Source organism: Paenibacillus sp. FSL K6-0108 (genome assembly GCF_045040695.1).
Taxonomy (GTDB): Bacteria; Bacillota; Bacilli; order Paenibacillales; family Paenibacillaceae; genus Paenibacillus; species Paenibacillus pabuli_B.
The window spans coordinates 6,356,602-6,375,900 of record NZ_CP150288.1 but is presented as its reverse complement, the minus strand read 5'-3'; the positions used below and the strand labels follow the sequence as shown (position 1 = coordinate 6,375,900).

The following is a 19,299-nucleotide window of genomic DNA, read 5'->3' as shown; positions in this document are numbered from 1 at the left end:
CGGAGCAATATGGTTAAGCTACTAAGAGCACACGGAGGATGCCTAGGCGCTAGGAGCCGATGAAGGACGTGGCGAACAACGAAACTGCCTCGGGGAGCTGTAAGCAAGCTTTGATCCGGGGGTGTCCGAATGGGGAAACCCAGCTGGGGTAATTTCCAGTTACTCGTAACTGAATACATAGGTTACGTAGAGGCATACCAGGGGAACTGAAACATCTAAGTACCCTGAGGAAGAGAAAACAATAGTGATTCCGTCAGTAGCGGCGAGCGAACGCGGAGAAGCCCAAACCAGAGAGCTTGCTCTCTGGGGTTGTGGGACGTCTCACATGGAGTTACAAAGGAGCCGGTTAAACGAAGAGGTCTGGAAAGGCCCGCCAAAGAAGGTAATAGCCCTGTAGTTGAAAGTTGGCTCTCTCCGAGACGGATCCCGAGTAGTGCGGGGCACGTGAAACCCCGTATGAATCCGGCAGGACCATCTGCCAAGGCTAAATACTTCCTAGCGACCGATAGTGAAGCAGTACCGTGAGGGAAAGGTGAAAAGCACCCCGGAAGGGGAGTGAAATAGAACCTGAAACCGTGTGCTTACAAAAAGTCAGAGCCCGTTTTAGGGGTGATGGCGTGCCTTTTGTAGAATGAACCGGCGAGTTACGTTCCCGTGCAAGGTTAAGGTGAAGAGCCGGAGCCGCAGCGAAAGCGAGTCTGAATAGGGCGAATGAGTACGTGGACGTAGACCCGAAACCGGGTGATCTACCCCTGTCCAGGGTGAAGGTGCGGTAACACGCACTGGAGGCCCGAACCCACGCACGTTGAAAAGTGCGGGGATGAGGTGGGGGTAGCGGAGAAATTCCAATCGAACTCGGAGATAGCTGGTTCTCCCCGAAATAGCTTTAGGGCTAGCCTCGGAAAACAGAGTCGTGGAGGTAGAGCACTGATTGGGTGCGGGGCCCGCAAGGGTTACCAAGCTCAGTCAAACTCCGAATGCCATAGACTTACTTCCGGGAGTCAGACAGTGAGTGCTAAGATCCATTGTCAAAAGGGAAACAGCCCAGACCATCAGCTAAGGTCCCCAAGTGTGTGTTAAGTGGGAAAGGATGTGGAGTTGCACAGACAACCAGGATGTTGGCTTAGAAGCAGCCACCATTGAAAGAGTGCGTAATAGCTCACTGGTCGAGTGACTCTGCGCCGAAAATGTAACGGGGCTAAACACACCACCGAAGCTATGGCTTGATGCTTTGCATCAGGGGTAGGGGAGCGTTGTATAAGGGTTGAAGGTGTACCGTAAGGAGCGCTGGACATTATACAAGTGAGAATGCCGGTATGAGTAACGAAAAGATCAGTGAGAATCTGATCCGCCGAAAGCCTAAGGGTTCCTGAGGAAGGCTCGTCCGCTCAGGGTAAGTCGGGACCTAAGGCGAGGCCGAAAGGCGTAGTCGAAGGACAACAGGTCGAAATTCCTGTACCACCGTAAGCCGTTATGAGCAATGGGGGGACGCAGCAGGGTAGTGACGCGGACTGATGGATGTCCGTCTAAGCAGTGAGGCTGATGTGTAGGCAAATCCGCACATCGTTAAGGCTGGGCTGTAATGGGGAGCGAAAATTATAGTAGCGAAGGTCATGATCTCACACTGCCAAGAAAAGCCTCTAGCCAGGTGATGGTGCCCGTACCGCAAACCGACACAGGTAGGCGAGAAGAGAATTCTAAGGCGCGCGGAAGAACTCTCGTTAAGGAACTCGGCAAAATGACCCCGTAACTTCGGGAGAAGGGGTGCCCCGGTAGTGTGAATAGCACGAGGGGGCCGCAGTGAAAAGGCCCAAGCGACTGTTTAGCAAAAACACAGGTCTGTGCGAAGCCGTAAGGCGAAGTATACGGGCTGACGCCTGCCCGGTGCTGGAAGGTTAAGGGGAGCGGTTAGGGAGTAATCCCGAAGCTGTGAACCGAAGCCCCAGTAAACGGCGGCCGTAACTATAACGGTCCTAAGGTAGCGAAATTCCTTGTCAGGTAAATTCTGACCCGCACGAATGGCGTAACGACTTGGGCGCTGTCTCAACGAGAGATCCGGTGAAATTTTAATACCTGTGAAGATGCAGGTTACCCGCGACAAGACGGAAAGACCCCATGGAGCTTTACTGCAGCTTGATATTGAATTTGGGTACGATCTGTACAGGATAGGTGGGAGCCTTTGAAGCCGGAGCGCCAGCTTCGGTGGAGGCACCGTTGGGATACCACCCTGATCGTATCTAGGTTCTAACCTGGTACCGTAATCCGGTGCGGGGACAGTGTCAGGTGGGCAGTTTGACTGGGGCGGTCGCCTCCTAAAGAGTAACGGAGGCGCCCAAAGGTTCCCTCAGAATGGTTGGAAATCATTCGAAGAGTGCAAAGGCATAAGGGAGCTTGACTGCGAGACCTACAAGTCGAGCAGGGACGAAAGTCGGGCTTAGTGATCCGGTGGTACCGCATGGAAGGGCCATCGCTCAACGGATAAAAGCTACCCTGGGGATAACAGGCTTATCTCCCCCAAGAGTCCACATCGACGGGGAGGTTTGGCACCTCGATGTCGGCTCATCGCATCCTGGGGCTGAAGTAGGTCCCAAGGGTTGGGCTGTTCGCCCATTAAAGCGGTACGCGAGCTGGGTTCAGAACGTCGTGAGACAGTTCGGTCCCTATCTGTCGTGGGCGTAGGAAATTTGAGAGGAGCTGTCCTTAGTACGAGAGGACCGGGATGGACGTACCGCTGGTGTACCAGTTGTTCCGCCAGGAGCACCGCTGGGTAGCTATGTACGGACGGGATAAGCGCTGAAAGCATCTAAGCGTGAAGCCCCCCTCAAGATGAGATTTCCCAGTATGTAAGACCCCTTGAAGACGACGAGGTAGATAGGCTGGGGGTGGAAGTGCAGCAATGCATGGAGCTGACCAGTACTAATCGGTCGAGGGCTTATCCAAATATGCAAGTTGTAAGTCGCACATTTCGTTTCGGATCTAGTTTTCAGAGAATAATCTCTGAAGAATATTCCCTGATAGCTCAGTTGGTAGAGCACTCGACTGTTAATCGAGTTGTCACAGGTTCGAGCCCTGTTCGGGGAGCCATATGGAGAGGTGTCCGAGTTGGCCGAAGGAGCACGATTGGAAATCGTGTAGGCGCCACAAGCGTCTCGAGGGTTCGAATCCCTCTCTCTCCGCCATTAGTAAGGCCCGTTGGTCAAGGGGTTAAGACACCTCCCTTTCACGGAGGTAACAGGGGTTCGAATCCCCTACGGGTCATAATTTAACTTCAAAAAAAAGAAGTTGATTTTCACAGCAGTTTTATGATAAGATCATAAATGTGTTGTTCGGAGGCTTAGCTCAGCTGGGAGAGCATCTGCCTTACAAGCAGAGGGTCGGGGGTTCGATCCCCTCAGCCTCCACCATATAACTTTTATAACGACGCGGGGTGGAGCAGCCCGGTAGCTCGTCGGGCTCATAACCCGAAGGCCGCAGGTTCAAATCCTGCCCCCGCAATTAACCTTTCTTTCAAGAAAGTGATCTGGAACCGTGGTGTAGTTGGCCTAACATGCCTGCCTGTCACGCAGGAGATCGCGGGTTCGAATCCCGTCGGTTCCGCCATTTTAATCTTTACATGAGGAAGCTGTTCACTAAATCTGCTATATGGCACCGAACGCCCTAGATAAAGTGTAACGTTTCAGGATTAAACTTTATTGTGGCTCGGTAGCTCAGTCGGTAGAGCAGAGGACTGAAAATCCTCGTGTCGGCGGTTCGATTCCGTCCCGAGCCACCATTTACGAAAACTTAATACGCCGGTGTAGCTCAACTGGTAGAGCAACTGACTTGTAATCAGTAGGTTGGGGGTTCAAGTCCTCTCGCCGGCACCACTTATGGAGGATTAGCGAAGTGGCCAAACGCATCAGACTGTAAATCTGCTCCCGTACGGGTTCGGTGGTTCGAATCCATCATCCTCCACCAGTTTTTAGGGGCATAGTTTAAAGGTAGAACAACGGTCTCCAAAACCGTTGGTGTGGGTTCAATTCCTGCTGCCCCTGCCAATTAACTTTCAAGACATATTGTATTATGGCGATCGTGGCGAAGTGGTTAACGCACCGGTTTGTGGATCCGGCATTCGGGGGTTCAATTCCCCTCGATCGCCCCTTTATTTTTTTTGGGGATTAGCCAAGCGGTAAGGCAACGGACTTTGACTCCGTCATGCATAGGTTCAAATCCTATATCCCCAGCCATTATGCGGACGTGGCTCAGCGGTAGAGCATCGCCTTGCCAAGGCGAGGGTCGCGGGTTCGATTCCCGTCGTCCGCTCCAAAATATGGCGCCATAGCCAAGTGGTAAGGCACAGCTCTGCAAAAGCTTTATCCCCAGTTCGAATCTGGGTGGCGCCTCCAGTAATTTTTCAAAACTTCATATGCCGGCGTGGCGGAATGGCAGACGCGCTCGACTCAAAATCGAGTGGGAAACCGTGGAGGTTCGAGTCCTCTCGCCGGTATTCAAGTAAGTAAAGCTCATTAGATGCATAATCTAATGAGCTTTTTTATTTTGACAGATACTATACGGAGTATGATTGGTAGAAGGAAATTAAATTATTTATTTATATGTATTGACGTACATCTTTAATGGGTATATTGTAGACATGTAAAGTCCTTAATGCTAATTCCTTTAATTGCGGATATTATAGCTCTTTTAAATTCATATAGAAGATGCTTTCATAAAAATAATAGTCCCGTTTAACTTTTTATATTTTCATACAAAGAAATGGAGTGAGTCATCGTGTCCAAGGAAAAACAGGTATCTAAGCAATCTGAACTTTTATTCAATCTATCTGTATGGGAAGAAGCTTGGAGAAATCAATCTATAGGTTCTACATCCAATATGAAAAACGCTGCATTCTACGCGACAGAAGCATTTGAACAATGGGCTACAAAATATCATCAGCAGTCGTTTACTGAAGAGGGAAGGCAGCGATCTGAACGCATCATAGGCTGGATCGAAAATCAGGGAGTGGATTTAAACGGTTTATCCATATTGGACATTGGAGCAGCGTCTGGAATTTTTACTATCCCTTTTGCCACCAAAGGAGCGACTGTTACAGCTGTAGAGCCATCAGAACTGTTCAATTCATTAATGAAAGAAACGATTCCTCCGTCCTTGCATTCCAGTATAGATATTGTGTCAGAACGGTTCGAGGAAATATCGATTAAGGAAAAGGGCTGGGAAAAGAGATATGACTTCGCATTTGCATCCATGTGCCCGGCAATGTCGGATTGGGAAACGATTGAACAAGCAATAAGCACTGCACGGAAGTATGTTTATATCAGCACGATGGCCGGGCCAAAAGAAGATACACTATTAGATGAGCTTAAAAAGGTACTGGGTGTCTACCCTCCAAACAATTATGGTGACATGGGTTATATACAACAGCTACTATACCTGAAAGACTATTCCTACACTACTTTGATCACTAAAGAAACAAGTTATTTTAAGATGTCAGTGGAAGAAGTCGTAGACAAACTTCAGGAATGGCTTGGCACGCATGAATTGCCAACGGATGAAGGTTCCCTTGCCCTGGCTGAGCACTACATCAGAGACACGTATAAGGAGGGTGAGGTTGCATTTTCACGCGGCGGGAAGTTCGGTAAAATTCTGATTCAATTGGAGCAACCGAATATGAAAGGGGTACGTACCAAAGCGCAGTAAATAATGTGACCAATATTAGAAAATTATATTTATTTCAAGTAATACGTAGTTACAAGGGAGTCGCTGTATTGACTCCCTTTTTGTATCGTCATATTTAGAACAACTTCTTTGGTTAAGTGTAAAGGGGTAGTTCTTCTGCAAAAGAGAAACGGACAAAGCTGTCGTACTTCAATCCTCTTAAGATCTCCCTACTGCTTCATGGACAATTCAGCCTTCTGCCTACGTTCTCGGTATTGTCCAGGAGTGATCCCTTCCCATTTTCGAAAAGAGCGGATAAAGTTCTGGGGGTTATTATAGCGCAGCCGCGCAGCGATGTCCTTGACCGTTAGCTCGCTCTCGTCCAGCCACTTTTTAGCTATACTGAAGCGGTACTTTGTCAGATACTCACTGAATGCACAGCCTGTTTCTTTGCGAAACACACTACTCAGGTAATTTGCATTGTAGTGGAGTCTGGATGCGCACTCCTCCAACGTCAGATCTTTATCGTATTCTTGCTGGATGATGGCAATCATTTTCTCGGAAATGTGCTGATATTGAGCGTACTGTCGTTCCTTCAGAATAAGAATGATCGGTATGATGATATGTTCGTTAAACCACTGCTCAACCTCAGCTGCGTACTGTAAAGCATGAAGTTCATTGAAAATAGATCCATGGCCTTTGGAGATCTGTCCCAGCCGTATACCGGATTCCTGCATCATCTGCAAAATATGTGTTAATAATCGGGTAAGTGCTACCTGATATTCTTCTGGTGTGCATTCCATGCCAAACAGTACTTCAAGCAACTGGTGGAGAAGAGAGGAGGCATGAGCCTCATCTGCATTTTGGATAGCCTGTAAGAGCGTATATTCCAGTGATTCGGGATAAGATAGCGCCCAATAGGATGTGCGATTATCGACTGCTTCAAATTGAAAGATGATGCCTGCTCCCAGCTTCATTCGATGTTTGAGCGCTTCAAGGGCCTCCGTATAAGCTTGCGGGATCTGAAACAGGGAGGCGCAAGGCTGACTAAAACCAATGCTAACCTGCAGACTAAGGATCTCTCTGATTTGATATTGAAGTTGTTCCGTTAATGTGGACAGATGTTTTGAAAAACGAACCCCGTCTTGCTCAGGAGAACCGATGATCGTAACGACAGTATGTTCATAGACCACAGGAAGCAGCTGTTGTTCTGCGTAAACACTCTCCTCCAGTATATTTTGAATGGCAAACAGCAGTAGATCACGATCTTTGGCATGATATTTGGTGTGATTTACGAGATCAGCCTGGACTGCAATGACGGCTATTTGTTGCCACTCTTGAAGCTGTGAATCATAACCATTCTCTCTGAGGTTGTCATGAAGAGTAGAGGGTGGATTTTTGCCAAGAAGCAGGTTGATTAAAAAATGAGTACGGAGCTGCAAGTTATATTGATTTAATTTGCTTTCAAGTTGGGATTGTGAAGCAGTTAGCTGAGAAATGCCGGTTCTGATTTGCTCGAATTCATCCATATGAAGTATAGAATGGGTTTTGGAATGACCTTTGGACAATGGCTTGTGACCGAGCTGTATAAGAAGTTTGCGGATGGGGATGTGCATTCGCCTCGATCCAATCCATGAGAGTAATAGAGAAAGCAGTAGCATAGCGGTACTGATATACATGGTGTGCAACCCAATCTGAACATACTCGTGGGTTAGAATGTTCCTAGGCGAAACGAGAATATATGTCCACCCTTTTAGAGCAGAATGCGTATAGGACAGCGAGTAGTCAGTGTCTGCAATACGTACCTCACGTTGACCTGAAGAGGCGGTGAACCCACGCTTAGATAACAATTCACTAAAGTTGGCCCCCGAATTGCTGTCCCATATTCCTGCTGCATCCAAAGGCTGTCCAATATAAAAAGGATCAGGATGAACCATAATACGTTGTTCACGATTCAGAATAATCAGCCCGGCGGCAAATTTGTCCGGAGAATTCTCTTCCATTGCTTTTTGCAGTGAACACGCGGGAATTCCTGCAATCAGTGCAGCATCAGAAGAAACATTTATATGGGGGATCGTTCTCGCAAGTGCAATGTGATACATGCAACCTGAATCCACTATACGCTCCTCATTGTTAAATATGGAGGATGGGGTGAGCTGCCAGCCGGATGTAAGTGTGTTTGATAACAAGTCTTTCATGGGCAGAGCCATTGGAAATTCAGTATTAAGGTACAGGCCAGCATGATTAATAAGCCAATCCTGTGTCTGATTTACGAGTGTAATATCCATTAGAGGCTCCCATGACCTCATATTATTAAATTCGTTCTGTAGCTTCTCAGCAAACAAAGGCCCAGTGTCTTGGATCGATGATGATGAAGTTAGCGAACGGAGCGTGTCTGGTGACCGAACGGCCTGATCGAGCATATAGCTTACGGTGGCAAGTTTGTGCTCCACATTGGTTTGCATTTGGATCAGCAGTTGTTTATTGGCTTGAATACGGTGCAGTTCCGATTGTTTCGAAGAATAGATAAAAGCAGCGATTCCGGTCAACAGAATGGGCAGCGTACTTAACAAGATTCCGAAGACTACCATCTTATGTAGATAGCTGAATGATCGCACAGTTCCACTCCTGACTTTGGATTAGTAACACTTTCTATATTAGTAAACGCTTACATATATAACAATCTAAATTTTGTTTATTTGGATAAAAAAGTAATAAAGATTCAATTCCAAAGTAAAGTGAAGAAATATTTAAGATCGTATTTCAGCTTTGTGGAGTTATTTGGAAGACAAAATGGGAAACTGCAGTCAAGGGAGGACGTAGATAAGAGATATGGACGCCATATTCATAAGGGGTGAGGGGATCTGGAAAAGGGCAATTAGGTATATGTGAGGCTTCTATTTGGTAGAGTGGTCAGCGGTCTGATCCAGGGACAGTCAAAGGTCCAACACGATCCCCGACCTGAGTCTAGGATGAAAAACCGTCCACGGTCTGTTTTGAAAAGTCGCAGTTTCCCCTAGAATAAGGACATAAGGTTAAACAAGAAACAAACAAACAAATACACACAAGCCAAAATTAACGAATCGAAAGGGTGGTGAACAACAATTATGAGATGGAATAAAGGAAATGGCTGGGCGATTGTACTGATTGCGCTGGGTGCTCTCCTCCTCTTCGGAAAGTTAACTCCTCTACTGGGACACTTAATGGGTTATCTGATTCCGATCCTGATGATTGCACTTGGATACTACGGAGTTAAACGAGGAAACGTACTGCTTGGATGGATTGTTCTCTTCATCGGTATCCTCTCCTTGCTAGGTAAACTGGCCTGGTTGATCGGACCGATCATCGCGATTGGGTTAATCATCTTCGGATTCTCCATGTTGAGTAATAATCGCAGTCGTCGTGGCCGTTACTAAACTTTCACGATTATGATAAGGAGGACAGAACAAAATGAGTGTATTTCGTCGAATGCGGGATATTACCGTAGCTACTCTAAACGAACATCTGGAGCAAAGTCAGGATCCGGTCAAACTGATTGATCAGTTTCTGGTCTCGACCCGCCAAGACATCGGTGAAGCCGAGAAGCTTCGTCATCAATATGCAAGCCATACCAGACAAATGAAACAACAAGCGGATCAGGCAGCAGGTATGGTACACAAACGGGAAGAACAGGCTTCCATGGCTTTGAAAGCAGGCGAGGAGCATTTGGCCAAACTTGCTTTACAGGAGAAAATTCTCCACGAGGAAAAAATGGAGCAATACAATGAATTGTACGCACAAAGCAATGCAGCATTACAGGAACTGGATGAACAGATCGACCAACTGAAAGTGGAGTATCAAAATGTATACAGCAAACGTCAATACTACTATGCTCGTATGCAGACGATCCAATTACAGCAACGAATGAATCAGAGAGGTCATTACAACGGTCAGAATGTGCCCCGTATGTTCAATCGGCTGGACGATCAGGTATCTGATCTCGAATATGAGGCACAAAGTCTTCGGGATTTGCGACGTATGAGTCAGGATGGGGCAGGAACGTCTGGCACCATGTCATCCTCTGCGCTGGACAAAGAACTGGAGCGACTGAAGCAAAAGCTTAACAATGACAGAAAGGAGTAGACGAATGAATAAACTTTACCGCTCATCGCGTAATCGTATGCTGACGGGGTTGATCGGCGGCATTTCTGAAAATCTCGGATTTAGTTCCACGCTGCTGCGTCTCATTTTCTTCATCAGTATTTTCGCTACGGGAGGTACTTCATTGCTGATCTACTTTATCGCTGCATTGGTAGTACCCAAAGAACCCTATCACGTTGATCCATACACTTATGGTGCTGATCACGGAAGAGGGTACAAGTAAACGAAAGGAGTAAGCACATGAGCAAATTATACCGCTCAACGCGTGACCGGATGCTGACAGGATTATGTGGTGGGATAGCCGAGTCGATCGGCATGGATTCAACCTTGCTGCGTATCATCTTCGTCATCAGTATCTTCGTAACTGGCGGCACGTCGTTGTTGATCTACTTTATCGCAGCACTGGTGGTACCCAAAGAGCCATATCCACCATATGATCCATACGGCTATGGTCCGGGACCCGGTCCTGGGGCTGGTAGAGGATACAATAACTTTGATCACGAGCCGCCAAGAGGTCCTTTTCAGAACAACCATCATCAAGGCCCAGGAAACTTCGGTCCCGGTCCGGGATACAACAGCAGACCTCAGTCTGGTCCACGTTCTTACGATAACAACACTTACGGAGCAGGGTCACAGCAAGAAAGTGAACTTGATTCCATGATGAAAGATATTGAGAAAAAAGCATTGAAAAAAGAAGTTGAAGAGCTTCGCCAAAAATTATCTCGTTACGAGAAGGGAGAAAAGTAAAATGGGAGTATTTAAACGGATTAAGGATATGACGAAAGCGTCGGTAAATGATATGTTGGATAAAGTGGAAGACCCGATTGTAATGTTGAACCAGTACTTGCGTGATATGGAGGCTGAAATTCATGAGGCAGAGGTAACAGTCGCCAAACAAATGGCGAACGAGCGTCGCATGAAACAGCGTCTGGACGAGGCAGAACGCACATCGGTACAACGTGAATCCCAAGCAGAAGCTGCACTGGCTAATGGACAGGAAGAAGTTGCACGCAAATTGCTGGAAGAGAAGATCTACTTCGATCAAAAAATTACGGAATACAGAGAACTTCATGCTCAGTCCGAAGCTCAAGCCAAAGATTTGCTGCAACAGCTGCATGACATGAAAGATGAGTTCTACAAAATGCGTAACAAACGTAATGAACTCGTATCCCGTGCACAAATGGCGAAAGCCAAAAAACAAATGTCCCAAATCAACAGCTTGCACTCGATCGAGAGTGGTGGCGCATCGCTTGGATTCCACCGCATGGAAGAGAAAATCATGCAAATGGAAGCGGAAGCTGATGTGATCCGCGCACCTTATCGTAATACACAATCCACGTACACTAATCCTGTAGATACTGAGAAGCAATTCAAAGTGGATCAACAACTGCAAGCTCTCAAAAATAAAATCGGCAATGGTGCCAAAAATGAAACGGGCGGTACTTCAAAAGAATAACTGTTCCCTCAGCAAACAATATGATATTCTATAAATCGTGAATAAAGAACGGTTTCTAGAACAAAGGTTAAGCCATACAGGTGTTCAATGCCTGATATGGCTTTTCCGACGAATTGGGAAGATCAACTTACAGAGGAGGTGCGGCAGAGATGAATAAGAAGGGTCAATGGCTTGCTGTTGTCATCATTGTCATCGGCATGCTGATGTTACTGAACCGAAGTATTAACCTGCTAACCGTCGCCGCACTGATTCTGTTAACGATAGGTATGGTACAAGTTCGTAAAGGTGACACACACAAAGGTTATCGATATCTAGGCATCGGTGCCGCTCTGTTATTGCTTGATAATTTAATGATTGTATTTCTGATTGTGTTGGCATCGCTGGCCTATTTTTATTCCAAAAACAAAAAGATTCATCTAGACAGGAATGTCATGCGCAAACAAAATTTCATGGCTCGCTACTATTGGGATCAGGCTCCTTGGACATTGCGCAGCATGAGCCTGTGGCATGCATTGGGTGAGGTTAACGCAGATCTGTCACTCTCTATTCCGGAGGATAAACAAACAATTGTGCTTCTGCAAGGGGTTATGGGAAATGTTCGTCTGACGATGCCTGAGGATTATGGTGTCGAAATTGAGGCATCTGTACTTTTTGGACGGATAAGTGTTAATGGAGAACAGGATAGTGGCATGATGAACAAATTGGTATGGAGAACCCCTGGATATGAGTCCAGTGAACATAAAGCAAAATTTGTCATTTCTTATATTGTTGGCGACCTAAACATCAGTAATCCGTAATAAGTTAAATAGGTGAAAAAGGAGGAGACCCGGATGAAGACAAAACGACATACCGACATGGTAACCCGAAGTATGGGTGAAGGGATCCTCCTTGTTTTCATTGTACTCGCCGTGATCTTGTATGTATTGTATACATATGGTTATCTTGCTCCGTTTACAGGATGGAGGCACCTGATTCAATCAGGGTCTGCATTACTATTGCTCTTGGTCGGTTTGGGTGCGGCCTTTGGATTTTATCAGAGTTATCGGGTCAAACGCAGGCTTGAACTGTTGCGAGAGACACTACTGCAATGGGAAAAGGGTTCACTCTCACGCACTGTGCCGGATCTCGGCATTGATGATGTCGGCCGATTAAGTGAGCAGCTTGGACGCATCGGCAAAAAGTGGGAAGATCAGGTCTCCTCACTGCAACGACTGTCTACGAATAACGCGCAGTTGGCTGAACAGGCCAGAATAACGGCCATTGTGGAGGAACGGCAGCGGCTGGCACGGGAATTGCATGACGCGGTATCGCAGCAGCTGTTCGCCATTTCTATGACCGCAACAGCGGTTGGACGAAGAATGGAAAAGGATTTTGCACGTGCCCAGCGGCAGGTGGCCCTGATTGAAGAGATGGCGTCGGTAGCTCAGTCCGAGATGCGCGCGCTGCTTTTGCATCTGCGACCTGTCTATCTGGAAGGTAAACATCTCGAACAAGGTCTGCGTGATCTGGTGATGGAGTTAAAAACAAAAGTACCTATGGATATCGTGCTTGAAATGGATGAAGACATTCATTTGATCAAAGGCATTGAGAATCATCTGTTCCGTATCATTCAGGAAGCGATGTCCAATACATTACGTCATGCGAAGGCAGAAAAGATGGAAATTCGGCTTCAGCGCCGAATGGATGCCATTCGGGTATTAATTCGCGATGATGGTCAGGGATTTGATCTTGACGATCAGAAACAGGCCTCCTATGGTCTGGCCAATATGCGTGAACGTGTGACTGAGATTGGGGGAGCCATTCAATTTGTAACGGCGCCGGGCAAAGGAACAAGAATTGAAATTACAATACCTTTGATGAACGATGAAAGCGAGGAAGAACATGTCAATGGAGACGGGAATAGAAACGGAGACGGAAGTGTCGATCAAAGTGTTGCTCGTGGATGATCATGAGATGGTACGCATTGGCCTCGCTGCGGTGCTGGATACGGAAGATGGTATTGAAGTGGTCGGGGAAGCGGGCAGCGGCGAGGAAGGCATTCGGTTGGCACAGGAATATAAGCCTGATGTGGTTCTGATGGACCTGGTCATGGAAGGGATGGACGGCATTGAAGCCACCCGGCAGCTGCTCAAAATGTATCCGGAATGCAAGGTCATTGTGCTGACTAGTTATCTGGATGATGAAAAGATGTATCCGGTTATTGAGGCAGGAGCCTTCAGTTATCTGCTGAAAACATCCAGAGCTAATGAGGTGGCGGATGCAATCCGCGCTGCAGCTCGTGGGCAATCGGTTCTGGAGTCTCAAGTGGCGTCCAAAATGATGAATCGTTTCCGACAGCCGCAGGCAGCCGCACCTGCGCATGAGGAATTGACCGATCGGGAAATGGATGTTCTGCGTTTGCTGGCCAAAGGAAAATCGAATCAGGACATCGCAGATGATCTGATTATCGGGATCAAAACGGTCAAATTCCACGTGACGAACATTCTTGCAAAACTTGGCGTAGACGACCGTACACAGGCAGCCATTTATGCATATAAGAATGGACTTGCGGAATAGAAAATGAAGCGTGTGAACGTTGAGGCGATAAGGTCCAATCAGCCATGAAGATGGTGGATGGGGCTTTTTTTGTTTGCCAAAAAGAAGTTTAGCAAATGAGCAATGGGGGCATGCTGTTGATAGATTCATAGAATGCAGGAAAGAGTGGAGGGTTCGAATGTTAAATCGATGGATGACAGCTGGCATACTGGCATTGGCAATCATTATACTTGTAGGCATGACTCATGTGTATGCTGAGAAGGCGGAATCCGAAGCAGGCAAGTTGGAACAATTGATGAAGACTGCAGATACAGCAATCGATCATGTGGAGCGTCTAGTCATTAAATGGCAAGGGGAAGGCCGTGGAGATGCAAAAGAGCAGGCAGAGCTGCTCGCTCATCGGCTGGGATTGCAACAGCCAGAACGCGGTGTTCAGACGGGGCATGAGGTGTATCGCAGTGAGATTGCTGTTGACGCTAAGCACGCTGGCATTCTGGTCAATGTTGTCGTTACGGGGAATAAGGAATACTACGCGATCGTCCAATTATCAGGCAATGAAGATACAGACCAACGTTTACTTATCACATTACATGAACAAGTTTCCCAGTTGCTCATCGATTCGGGAATGAAGGCTGCATGGAATTTCGCAGTGCAGGGCACAGGCGCAACTGAAGAAAGTGGCGCCAGCAGTCAATTGCAGCAAATCGAGGAACAGCTGTCTGGAGATATGAACATGCAAGCGATAGAACGTTATACGGACAAAAGCACTGCAAGCGTATCCTATGGGGCTTCGGCTCTGCCCTTAGCCATTAAGAGCGGTAAACATCACTTGAATATGCAGCTTGCGGTCCATCAGGACGATGAAAAGGGGACCAATCGGGTTACAGTAGGTTTCCCGGTGATCACGATCGAATATTAATGCATTATTCATGCAAATTTATAAGTCTGATCGTGAATTTGTATAGATGAAATTTCCATGAATTGTTGAAAAATAGGGATAACATTTCTTTGGAAAATTAGTGCAACCCATGGGGCTTTATGCTAAAATGGCATCACATCCAAGAGGGAAATTTGCTGGTAATTGACGGTTGTATGTTGCGTATATAACACCATTACATAGCTCGGGGAGAGTGTGGAGATGTCTTCCCGGAAAGAAAGAGGAGCCCATGGTCGAAAAACAAATGCAAGATGAAGTGCAGACACCAGGTGCAGTATTTTTCATTTTTGGAGCAACGGGTGATTTGGCCCGCCGGAAGCTGTTTCCGGCGATCTACAGTCTCTACCGCGAAGGCAAGTTAGCCGAAGATTTTGCGGTTATTGGTGTAGCGCGTCGTCCGAGGTCACCAGAAGAATTCCGGGAAGACATCTATGAATCCATTAAAGAGTTCTGCCGCTATCCAGCGGGGGAACCTGATGAATGGAATGCTTTTGTTGAACATTTTGAGTATAAATCACTAGATATCAATAACGTGGACGGTTTCAAAGAATTGCGTGAGCAGACAGAGAGTCTGGAAGCGAAGTTTAATACACCAGGTAACCGCCTGTTCTATCTGGCGCTGGCACCTGAGCTCTTTGGCAGCGTCTCCTATAGTCTGCGGGATGGCGGGATGCTGGAGAGTCGCGGGTGGAATCGACTTGTGATTGAGAAACCATTTGGATATGATCTACAATCTGCGGAGCATCTGAATGAGCAGATCCGTGAAGTGTTCCGTGAAGAAGAGATTTATCGGATTGACCACTATTTGGGCAAGGAAATGGTGCAGAATATCGAAGTCATTCGCTTTGGTAATGCCTTTTTCGAGCCGCTTTGGAACAATAAACATATTGCCAACGTTCAGATTACCCTGGGAGAGACGGTTGGTGTGGAAGAACGTGGTGGATACTACGATCACTCGGGAGCATTGCGCGATATGGGACAGAACCATATGCTGCAGATGCTGACGATGATTGCCATGGAGCCGCCAAGCCGTTTGTTCCCGGAGGACATCCGCGATGAGAAGGTTAAGGTACTGCGTTCGCTGCGTGCGTTCACCTCTAATGAAGAAGTGAGCACTAACGTTGTGCGCGGCCAGTATACGGAAGGCGAGTATCGTGGGAAGCAGCTTCCCGGTTACCGTCAGGAGGACAAGGTTGATCCGGAATCCAATACGGAGACATACTTTGCCGCACGTGTATTTGTAGATAATTTCCGCTGGGCAGGTGTGCCGTTCTATATTCGGACAGGCAAGCGCCTTCCGGTGAAAACGACCGAGATTGTGGTTGAATTCAAATCCATGCCGAGTAACGTTTATCTGGGGAAAAAGTACAAGCTGGAGCCGAATTTGCTCGTCATTCGGGTGAATCCGATGGAAGGCATTTATATTAAAATCAATGCCAAAAAGCCGGGTTCAGACTCCGAAATTCAGCCGCTGGCGATGGACTTCTGTCAGAGCTGCATGATTGGAATCAACTCGCCGGAGGCGTATGAACGATTGCTGCATGATGCAGCAGAAGGAGACTCCACCTACTTTACCCGTTGGGACGAAGTGGCTACAGCATGGTCCTTCGTTGACCGGATTGCGGCGGCTTGGGCGGAAAATCACGGAGAGCTGCACACGTATCCAGCAGGTACGTGGGGGCCGGAAGCAACAGGCAAACTGCTGGAGCAGGATGGGTTCCACTGGTGGCCGGTTAATGGTCAGGACGAAGACAGTGTCATCTGGCAAGTGAACAATTAATCGCGGGAGTATCACTCATTGAGTGGCAGCAATTTTTGAATAGAGCATAAGTCATTTTATTAGTGACAAGATTAACACTGTTAAAAATAAGACTTGGGAAGAACGCAGAGATGTGATCTTTCCAGGTCTTTTTTTGCGTTGGAGAAGTGGGGAATGTAAAAAGTTTCATATAATAAAATAAGTTATTGACAAAAAGTAAGTATGTAACTTATACTCAATTCATGAGATAAAGAGATTAAGCAAAGACATACGAAACCCGATGGTGAATCGGATACGTACATCATTCATGAGATAAAATGTGAACCAGGTGAAGGGGTTACGACATACATTCATGAAGAAAAAATTTTAGCATAATATCTTTAATCTAAGAATACTATTTTGTATATATTGAATGGAGGAAAAGAAAATGTTGGATGTAGGATTGTTGTTAATTCGTTTGGTGATTGGATTGTCGTTCATGGCGCACGGGGCTCAGAAATTGTTTGGATGGTTCGGGGGATATGGAATCAAGGGAACCGGCGGCTGGTTTGAATCGATGGGGATGAAACCTGGCGCATTGGTAGCGCTGCTGGCAGGGCTCGCTGAATTCGGCGGCGGATTGCTGCTGGCTCTGGGTCTGCTCACACCGGTAGGCGGCATTCTGATTGCACTGACTATGGTTATTGCCATTGTGAAGGTTCATGGTGCGAACGGATACTGGTCCACGCAAAACGGATTTGAATATAACCTTGCAATCCTGGTGGTTAGTGTAGCACTAGCTTTGACAGGTGGAGGACAATACGCTCTGGACGCATTCATTTTCTAAGGGCGGCAAGCGAAATGAATAATGAGTACCTGGATGCCATCATGATGGCGGAAGGGTGCTCTTTTTTTTGCAATCGGAAAAGTGAGCAATCTGCTGTACGTAACCGGTTATTTTCGGTAAAGATTATGGTACAATAGGAAAGTTGGATACTAAATCAGATCTACGGCATGAATGGAAGCACAATGCTTAGGGAGGATGAACTCCGTTGTAAATGTGTAAAATTAACATAGGATGCTTAATTGCCTAATATGCGAAATTGTGAATGTACAATCAACCGGCATAGCCGGACTTTATACAGATTGAATGGTCGACCGGCCTCGCCGGATTAACGTGAATGAACGGACGAAAGGGATAGAAGCTATGAGCAAAGCTGCAGATAACATTCTTCAACAGGAAGTGGACAAACGCCGGACGTTTGCCATTATCTCTCACCCGGATGCGGGTAAAACGACATTGACCGAGAAACTGCTGCTGTTCGGGGGCGCAATTCGTCTCGCCGGTACAGTCAAAGCTCGGAAAGCTAGCAAACATGCAACAAGTGACTGGATGGAAATTGAGAAACAACGGGGGATCTCGGTAACGTCTTCCGTCATGCAGTTTGATTACCTGGGTCATCGCATCAACATCCTGGATACACCGGGTCACCAGGACTTCAGTGAAGATACGTATCGTACACTGACAGCTGCCGATAGTGCAGTAATGTTGATTGACGTGGCCAAAGGTGTCGAGGCACAGACCATTAAATTGTTCCAGGTTTGTGCGAAGCGTGGTATTCCGATCTTTACATTCATCAACAAGCTGGACCGTGAAGGACAAAGTCCATTTGATCTGATGGAAGAACTCGAAAACGTACTGGGCATTCGCTCCGTACCGATGAACTGGCCGATTGGTACAGGTCGTGAACTTTGTGGTGTGTACGATCGGATGAAAAATCAGGTGGAATTGTTCCAAGGGGACGATCACTCGACGATTAAAGTGCAAAAAGTGGAAGGATACGAGGATCCGATCATTCGTGAGATGGCAGGCGATTATCTGCATGATCAGCTGTGTCAGGACCTGGAGCTTCTGGATGTTGCAGGAGATCCGTTCGATATGGAGAAGGTACAGCGCGGCGAACTGACACCTGTATTCTTCGGTAGTGCCATCAATAACTTCGGCGTGCAGACGTTCCTTGAGAACTTCCTGCAGCTCGCACCGAAGCCGGAACCACGTCGCAGTACAGCGGGTGAGATTGAGCCAACGAATGAGAAATTCAGCGGTTATGTCTTCAAAATTCAGGCAAATATGAACCCGGCACACCGGGATCGTATCGCATTCCTGCGGATTGTATCCGGTAAGTTCCAACGTGGTATGAGCGTGAAACATAATCGTGTGGGCAAAGAGATCAAACTATCACAGCCACAGCAATTCTTGGCACAGGATCGGGATATTGTGGAAGAGGCTTATGCAGGCGATATTATTGGTCTGTTCGATCCGGGTATCTTCCGGATTGGCGATTCATTGAGCCAAGGCAGCGAGGTTATTTTTGACGAACTGCCAACGTTCTCACCAGAGATTTTTGCCAAAGTTACAGTTAAAAATGCATTGAAACATAAACAATACCAAAAAGGGATTGACCAGTTGACCGAGGAAGGTACGATTCAGGTGTTCAACACCGTTAGCTTCGACGAGACATTGCTCGGCGTAGTGGGTCAGCTCCAATTCGAGGTATTTGAATACCGGATGAAAGGCGAGTATGGGGTAGATGTGCAGCTACAACGCATGCCTTATCAATTCGCTCGCTGGATCGTGGATGAGAATCTGGACCCAAGCAAATTCCGGATCAACTCCGCTCTGGTAAAAGATAAAAAAGGGAATTATGTGGTTCTGTTTGAAAATGAATACGCGATGAGAACCGCAATGGACAAAAACCCGACGGCCAAATTCCTGGAGACAGCTCCATAAGCTGTTTTTCCTAAAATAGTAAATACAGCAGAAACAAATGACCTAAATCC

The 19,299-nt window shown here is 47.0% G+C and carries 14 protein-coding genes, 15 tRNA genes and 1 rRNA gene; 29 read left to right on the top strand and 1 reads right to left on the bottom strand.

Features of this window, described 5'->3' with window-relative positions; all coding sequences use genetic code 11:
* Nucleotides 1-11: 11 nt before the first annotated feature.
* The 17 genes from MHB49_RS29045 (at nt 12) to MHB49_RS28965 (ending at nt 5,694) form a co-directional block, all read left to right on the top strand.
* Nucleotides 12-2,940 (top strand): 23S ribosomal RNA (locus tag MHB49_RS29045).
* A gap of 68 nt (nt 2,941-3,008) precedes the next feature.
* Nucleotides 3,009-3,084, top strand: a tRNA-Asn gene (locus MHB49_RS29040).
* 3 nt (nt 3,085-3,087) lie between these two features.
* Nucleotides 3,088-3,179: transfer RNA gene (locus MHB49_RS29035), tRNA-Ser, on the top strand.
* A gap of 7 nt (nt 3,180-3,186) precedes the next feature.
* A tRNA-Glu gene (locus MHB49_RS29030) sits at nt 3,187-3,258 on the top strand.
* Nucleotides 3,259-3,328: 70 nt separating this feature from the next.
* A tRNA-Val gene (locus MHB49_RS29025) sits at nt 3,329-3,404 on the top strand.
* A gap of 17 nt (nt 3,405-3,421) precedes the next feature.
* Nucleotides 3,422-3,495: transfer RNA gene (locus tag MHB49_RS29020), tRNA-Met, on the top strand.
* 27 nt (nt 3,496-3,522) lie between these two features.
* Nucleotides 3,523-3,600: transfer RNA gene (locus MHB49_RS29015), tRNA-Asp, on the top strand.
* A 96-nt stretch (nt 3,601-3,696) separates the two neighbouring features.
* Nucleotides 3,697-3,772: transfer RNA gene (locus MHB49_RS29010), tRNA-Phe, on the top strand.
* An 18-nt stretch (nt 3,773-3,790) separates the two neighbouring features.
* Nucleotides 3,791-3,866, top strand: a tRNA-Thr gene (locus MHB49_RS29005).
* A 5-nt stretch (nt 3,867-3,871) separates the two neighbouring features.
* A tRNA-Tyr gene (locus tag MHB49_RS29000) sits at nt 3,872-3,957 on the top strand.
* A gap of 6 nt (nt 3,958-3,963) precedes the next feature.
* Nucleotides 3,964-4,037, top strand: a tRNA-Trp gene (locus MHB49_RS28995).
* Nucleotides 4,038-4,065: 28 nt separating this feature from the next.
* Nucleotides 4,066-4,138 (top strand) — tRNA-His (locus tag MHB49_RS28990).
* A gap of 13 nt (nt 4,139-4,151) precedes the next feature.
* Nucleotides 4,152-4,226, top strand: a tRNA-Gln gene (locus MHB49_RS28985).
* Between the two features lie 4 nt (nt 4,227-4,230).
* Nucleotides 4,231-4,305, top strand: a tRNA-Gly gene (locus MHB49_RS28980).
* A 6-nt stretch (nt 4,306-4,311) separates the two neighbouring features.
* Nucleotides 4,312-4,385 (top strand) — tRNA-Cys (locus MHB49_RS28975).
* Between the two features lie 22 nt (nt 4,386-4,407).
* Nucleotides 4,408-4,486, top strand: a tRNA-Leu gene (locus MHB49_RS28970).
* 281 nt (nt 4,487-4,767) lie between these two features.
* Nucleotides 4,768-5,694, top strand: coding sequence for a class I SAM-dependent methyltransferase (locus MHB49_RS28965; protein WP_405153911.1), 927 nt, complete (start codon nt 4,768-4,770; stop codon nt 5,692-5,694).
* Between the two features lie 188 nt (nt 5,695-5,882).
* On the opposite strand, the gene MHB49_RS28960 is transcribed toward MHB49_RS28965, so the two are convergent.
* Nucleotides 5,883-8,270 carry a helix-turn-helix domain-containing protein gene (locus tag MHB49_RS28960; protein WP_405153910.1) on the bottom strand — a complete coding sequence of 796 codons (2,388 nt, stop codon included), beginning with the start codon at nt 8,268-8,270 and terminating at the stop codon, nt 5,883-5,885.
* Nucleotides 8,271-8,759: 489 nt separating this feature from the next.
* On the opposite strand from MHB49_RS28960, the gene MHB49_RS28955 reads away from it, so the two are divergent.
* The 12 genes from MHB49_RS28955 (at nt 8,760) to MHB49_RS28900 (ending at nt 19,249) form a co-directional block, all read left to right on the top strand.
* On the top strand, nt 8,760-9,068 hold the full coding sequence (locus MHB49_RS28955; protein WP_024634156.1) for a LiaF transmembrane domain-containing protein: 309 nt from the start codon (nt 8,760-8,762) through the stop codon (nt 9,066-9,068).
* A gap of 34 nt (nt 9,069-9,102) precedes the next feature.
* The gene (locus tag MHB49_RS28950) at nt 9,103-9,774 is read left to right on the top strand and encodes a PspA/IM30 family protein (RefSeq protein WP_192270719.1); all 672 of its coding nucleotides are present in this window, start codon (nt 9,103-9,105) and stop codon (nt 9,772-9,774) included.
* A gap of 4 nt (nt 9,775-9,778) precedes the next feature.
* Entirely contained in the window at nt 9,779-10,015 is a 237-nt protein-coding gene (locus MHB49_RS28945) for a PspC domain-containing protein (RefSeq protein ID WP_405153909.1), read from the top strand.
* A gap of 17 nt (nt 10,016-10,032) precedes the next feature.
* Entirely contained in the window at nt 10,033-10,539 is a 507-nt protein-coding gene (locus MHB49_RS28940) for a PspC domain-containing protein (RefSeq protein WP_247899313.1), read from the top strand.
* A 1-nt stretch (nt 10,540) separates the two neighbouring features.
* A complete protein-coding gene (locus MHB49_RS28935; RefSeq protein ID WP_024634152.1) occupies nt 10,541-11,248 on the top strand; it encodes a PspA/IM30 family protein in 708 nt (235 codons plus the stop codon).
* Between the two features lie 149 nt (nt 11,249-11,397).
* Nucleotides 11,398-12,045, top strand: coding sequence for a cell wall-active antibiotics response protein LiaF (gene liaF / locus MHB49_RS28930; RefSeq protein WP_247899311.1), 648 nt, complete (start codon nt 11,398-11,400; stop codon nt 12,043-12,045).
* Nucleotides 12,046-12,078: 33 nt separating this feature from the next.
* Nucleotides 12,079-13,194, top strand: a complete 1,116-nt coding sequence (locus MHB49_RS28925; RefSeq protein ID WP_247899310.1) for a sensor histidine kinase — start codon at nt 12,079-12,081, stop codon at nt 13,192-13,194.
* Complete coding sequence (locus tag MHB49_RS28920) at nt 13,136-13,804, top strand: response regulator transcription factor (RefSeq protein WP_247899309.1); 669 nt, start codon at nt 13,136-13,138, stop codon at nt 13,802-13,804. The genes MHB49_RS28925 and MHB49_RS28920 overlap by 59 nt, the downstream gene beginning before the upstream one ends.
* A gap of 157 nt (nt 13,805-13,961) precedes the next feature.
* A complete protein-coding gene (locus tag MHB49_RS28915; RefSeq protein ID WP_405153908.1) occupies nt 13,962-14,702 on the top strand; it encodes a YwmB family TATA-box binding protein in 741 nt (246 codons plus the stop codon).
* Between the two features lie 247 nt (nt 14,703-14,949).
* Complete coding sequence (zwf, locus tag MHB49_RS28910; protein WP_076290949.1) at nt 14,950-16,500, top strand: glucose-6-phosphate dehydrogenase; 1,551 nt, start codon at nt 14,950-14,952, stop codon at nt 16,498-16,500.
* Nucleotides 16,501-16,906: 406 nt separating this feature from the next.
* Nucleotides 16,907-17,305, top strand: coding sequence for a DoxX family protein (locus MHB49_RS28905; RefSeq protein WP_405153907.1), 399 nt, complete (start codon nt 16,907-16,909; stop codon nt 17,303-17,305).
* A 360-nt stretch (nt 17,306-17,665) separates the two neighbouring features.
* Nucleotides 17,666-19,249: a peptide chain release factor 3 gene (locus MHB49_RS28900; protein ID WP_247903304.1), complete on the top strand. Its 1,584-nt coding sequence runs from the start codon at nt 17,666-17,668 to the stop codon at nt 19,247-19,249.
* Nucleotides 19,250-19,299: the final 50 nt, after the last annotated feature.

Bases quoted from the DNA above. Each gene is read 5' to 3' on its own strand.
- MHB49_RS28955 (WP_024634156.1), top strand. From the start codon at position 8,760: ATGAGATGGAATAAAGGAAATGGCTGGGCGATTGTACTGATTGCGCTG.
- MHB49_RS28950 (WP_192270719.1), top strand. From the start codon at position 9,103: ATGAGTGTATTTCGTCGAATGCGGGATATTACCGTAGCTACTCTAAAC.
- MHB49_RS28945 (WP_405153909.1), top strand. From the start codon at position 9,779: ATGAATAAACTTTACCGCTCATCGCGTAATCGTATGCTGACGGGGTTG.
- MHB49_RS28940 (WP_247899313.1), top strand. From the start codon at position 10,033: ATGAGCAAATTATACCGCTCAACGCGTGACCGGATGCTGACAGGATTA.
- MHB49_RS28935 (WP_024634152.1), top strand. From the start codon at position 10,541: ATGGGAGTATTTAAACGGATTAAGGATATGACGAAAGCGTCGGTAAAT.
- liaF (WP_247899311.1), top strand. From the start codon at position 11,398: ATGAATAAGAAGGGTCAATGGCTTGCTGTTGTCATCATTGTCATCGGC.
- MHB49_RS28925 (WP_247899310.1), top strand. From the start codon at position 12,079: ATGAAGACAAAACGACATACCGACATGGTAACCCGAAGTATGGGTGAA.
- MHB49_RS28920 (WP_247899309.1), top strand. From the start codon at position 13,136: ATGGAGACGGGAATAGAAACGGAGACGGAAGTGTCGATCAAAGTGTTG.
- MHB49_RS28915 (WP_405153908.1), top strand. From the start codon at position 13,962: ATGTTAAATCGATGGATGACAGCTGGCATACTGGCATTGGCAATCATT.
- zwf (WP_076290949.1), top strand. From the start codon at position 14,950: ATGGTCGAAAAACAAATGCAAGATGAAGTGCAGACACCAGGTGCAGTA.
- MHB49_RS28905 (WP_405153907.1), top strand. From the start codon at position 16,907: ATGTTGGATGTAGGATTGTTGTTAATTCGTTTGGTGATTGGATTGTCG.
- MHB49_RS28900 (WP_247903304.1), top strand. From the start codon at position 17,666: ATGAGCAAAGCTGCAGATAACATTCTTCAACAGGAAGTGGACAAACGC.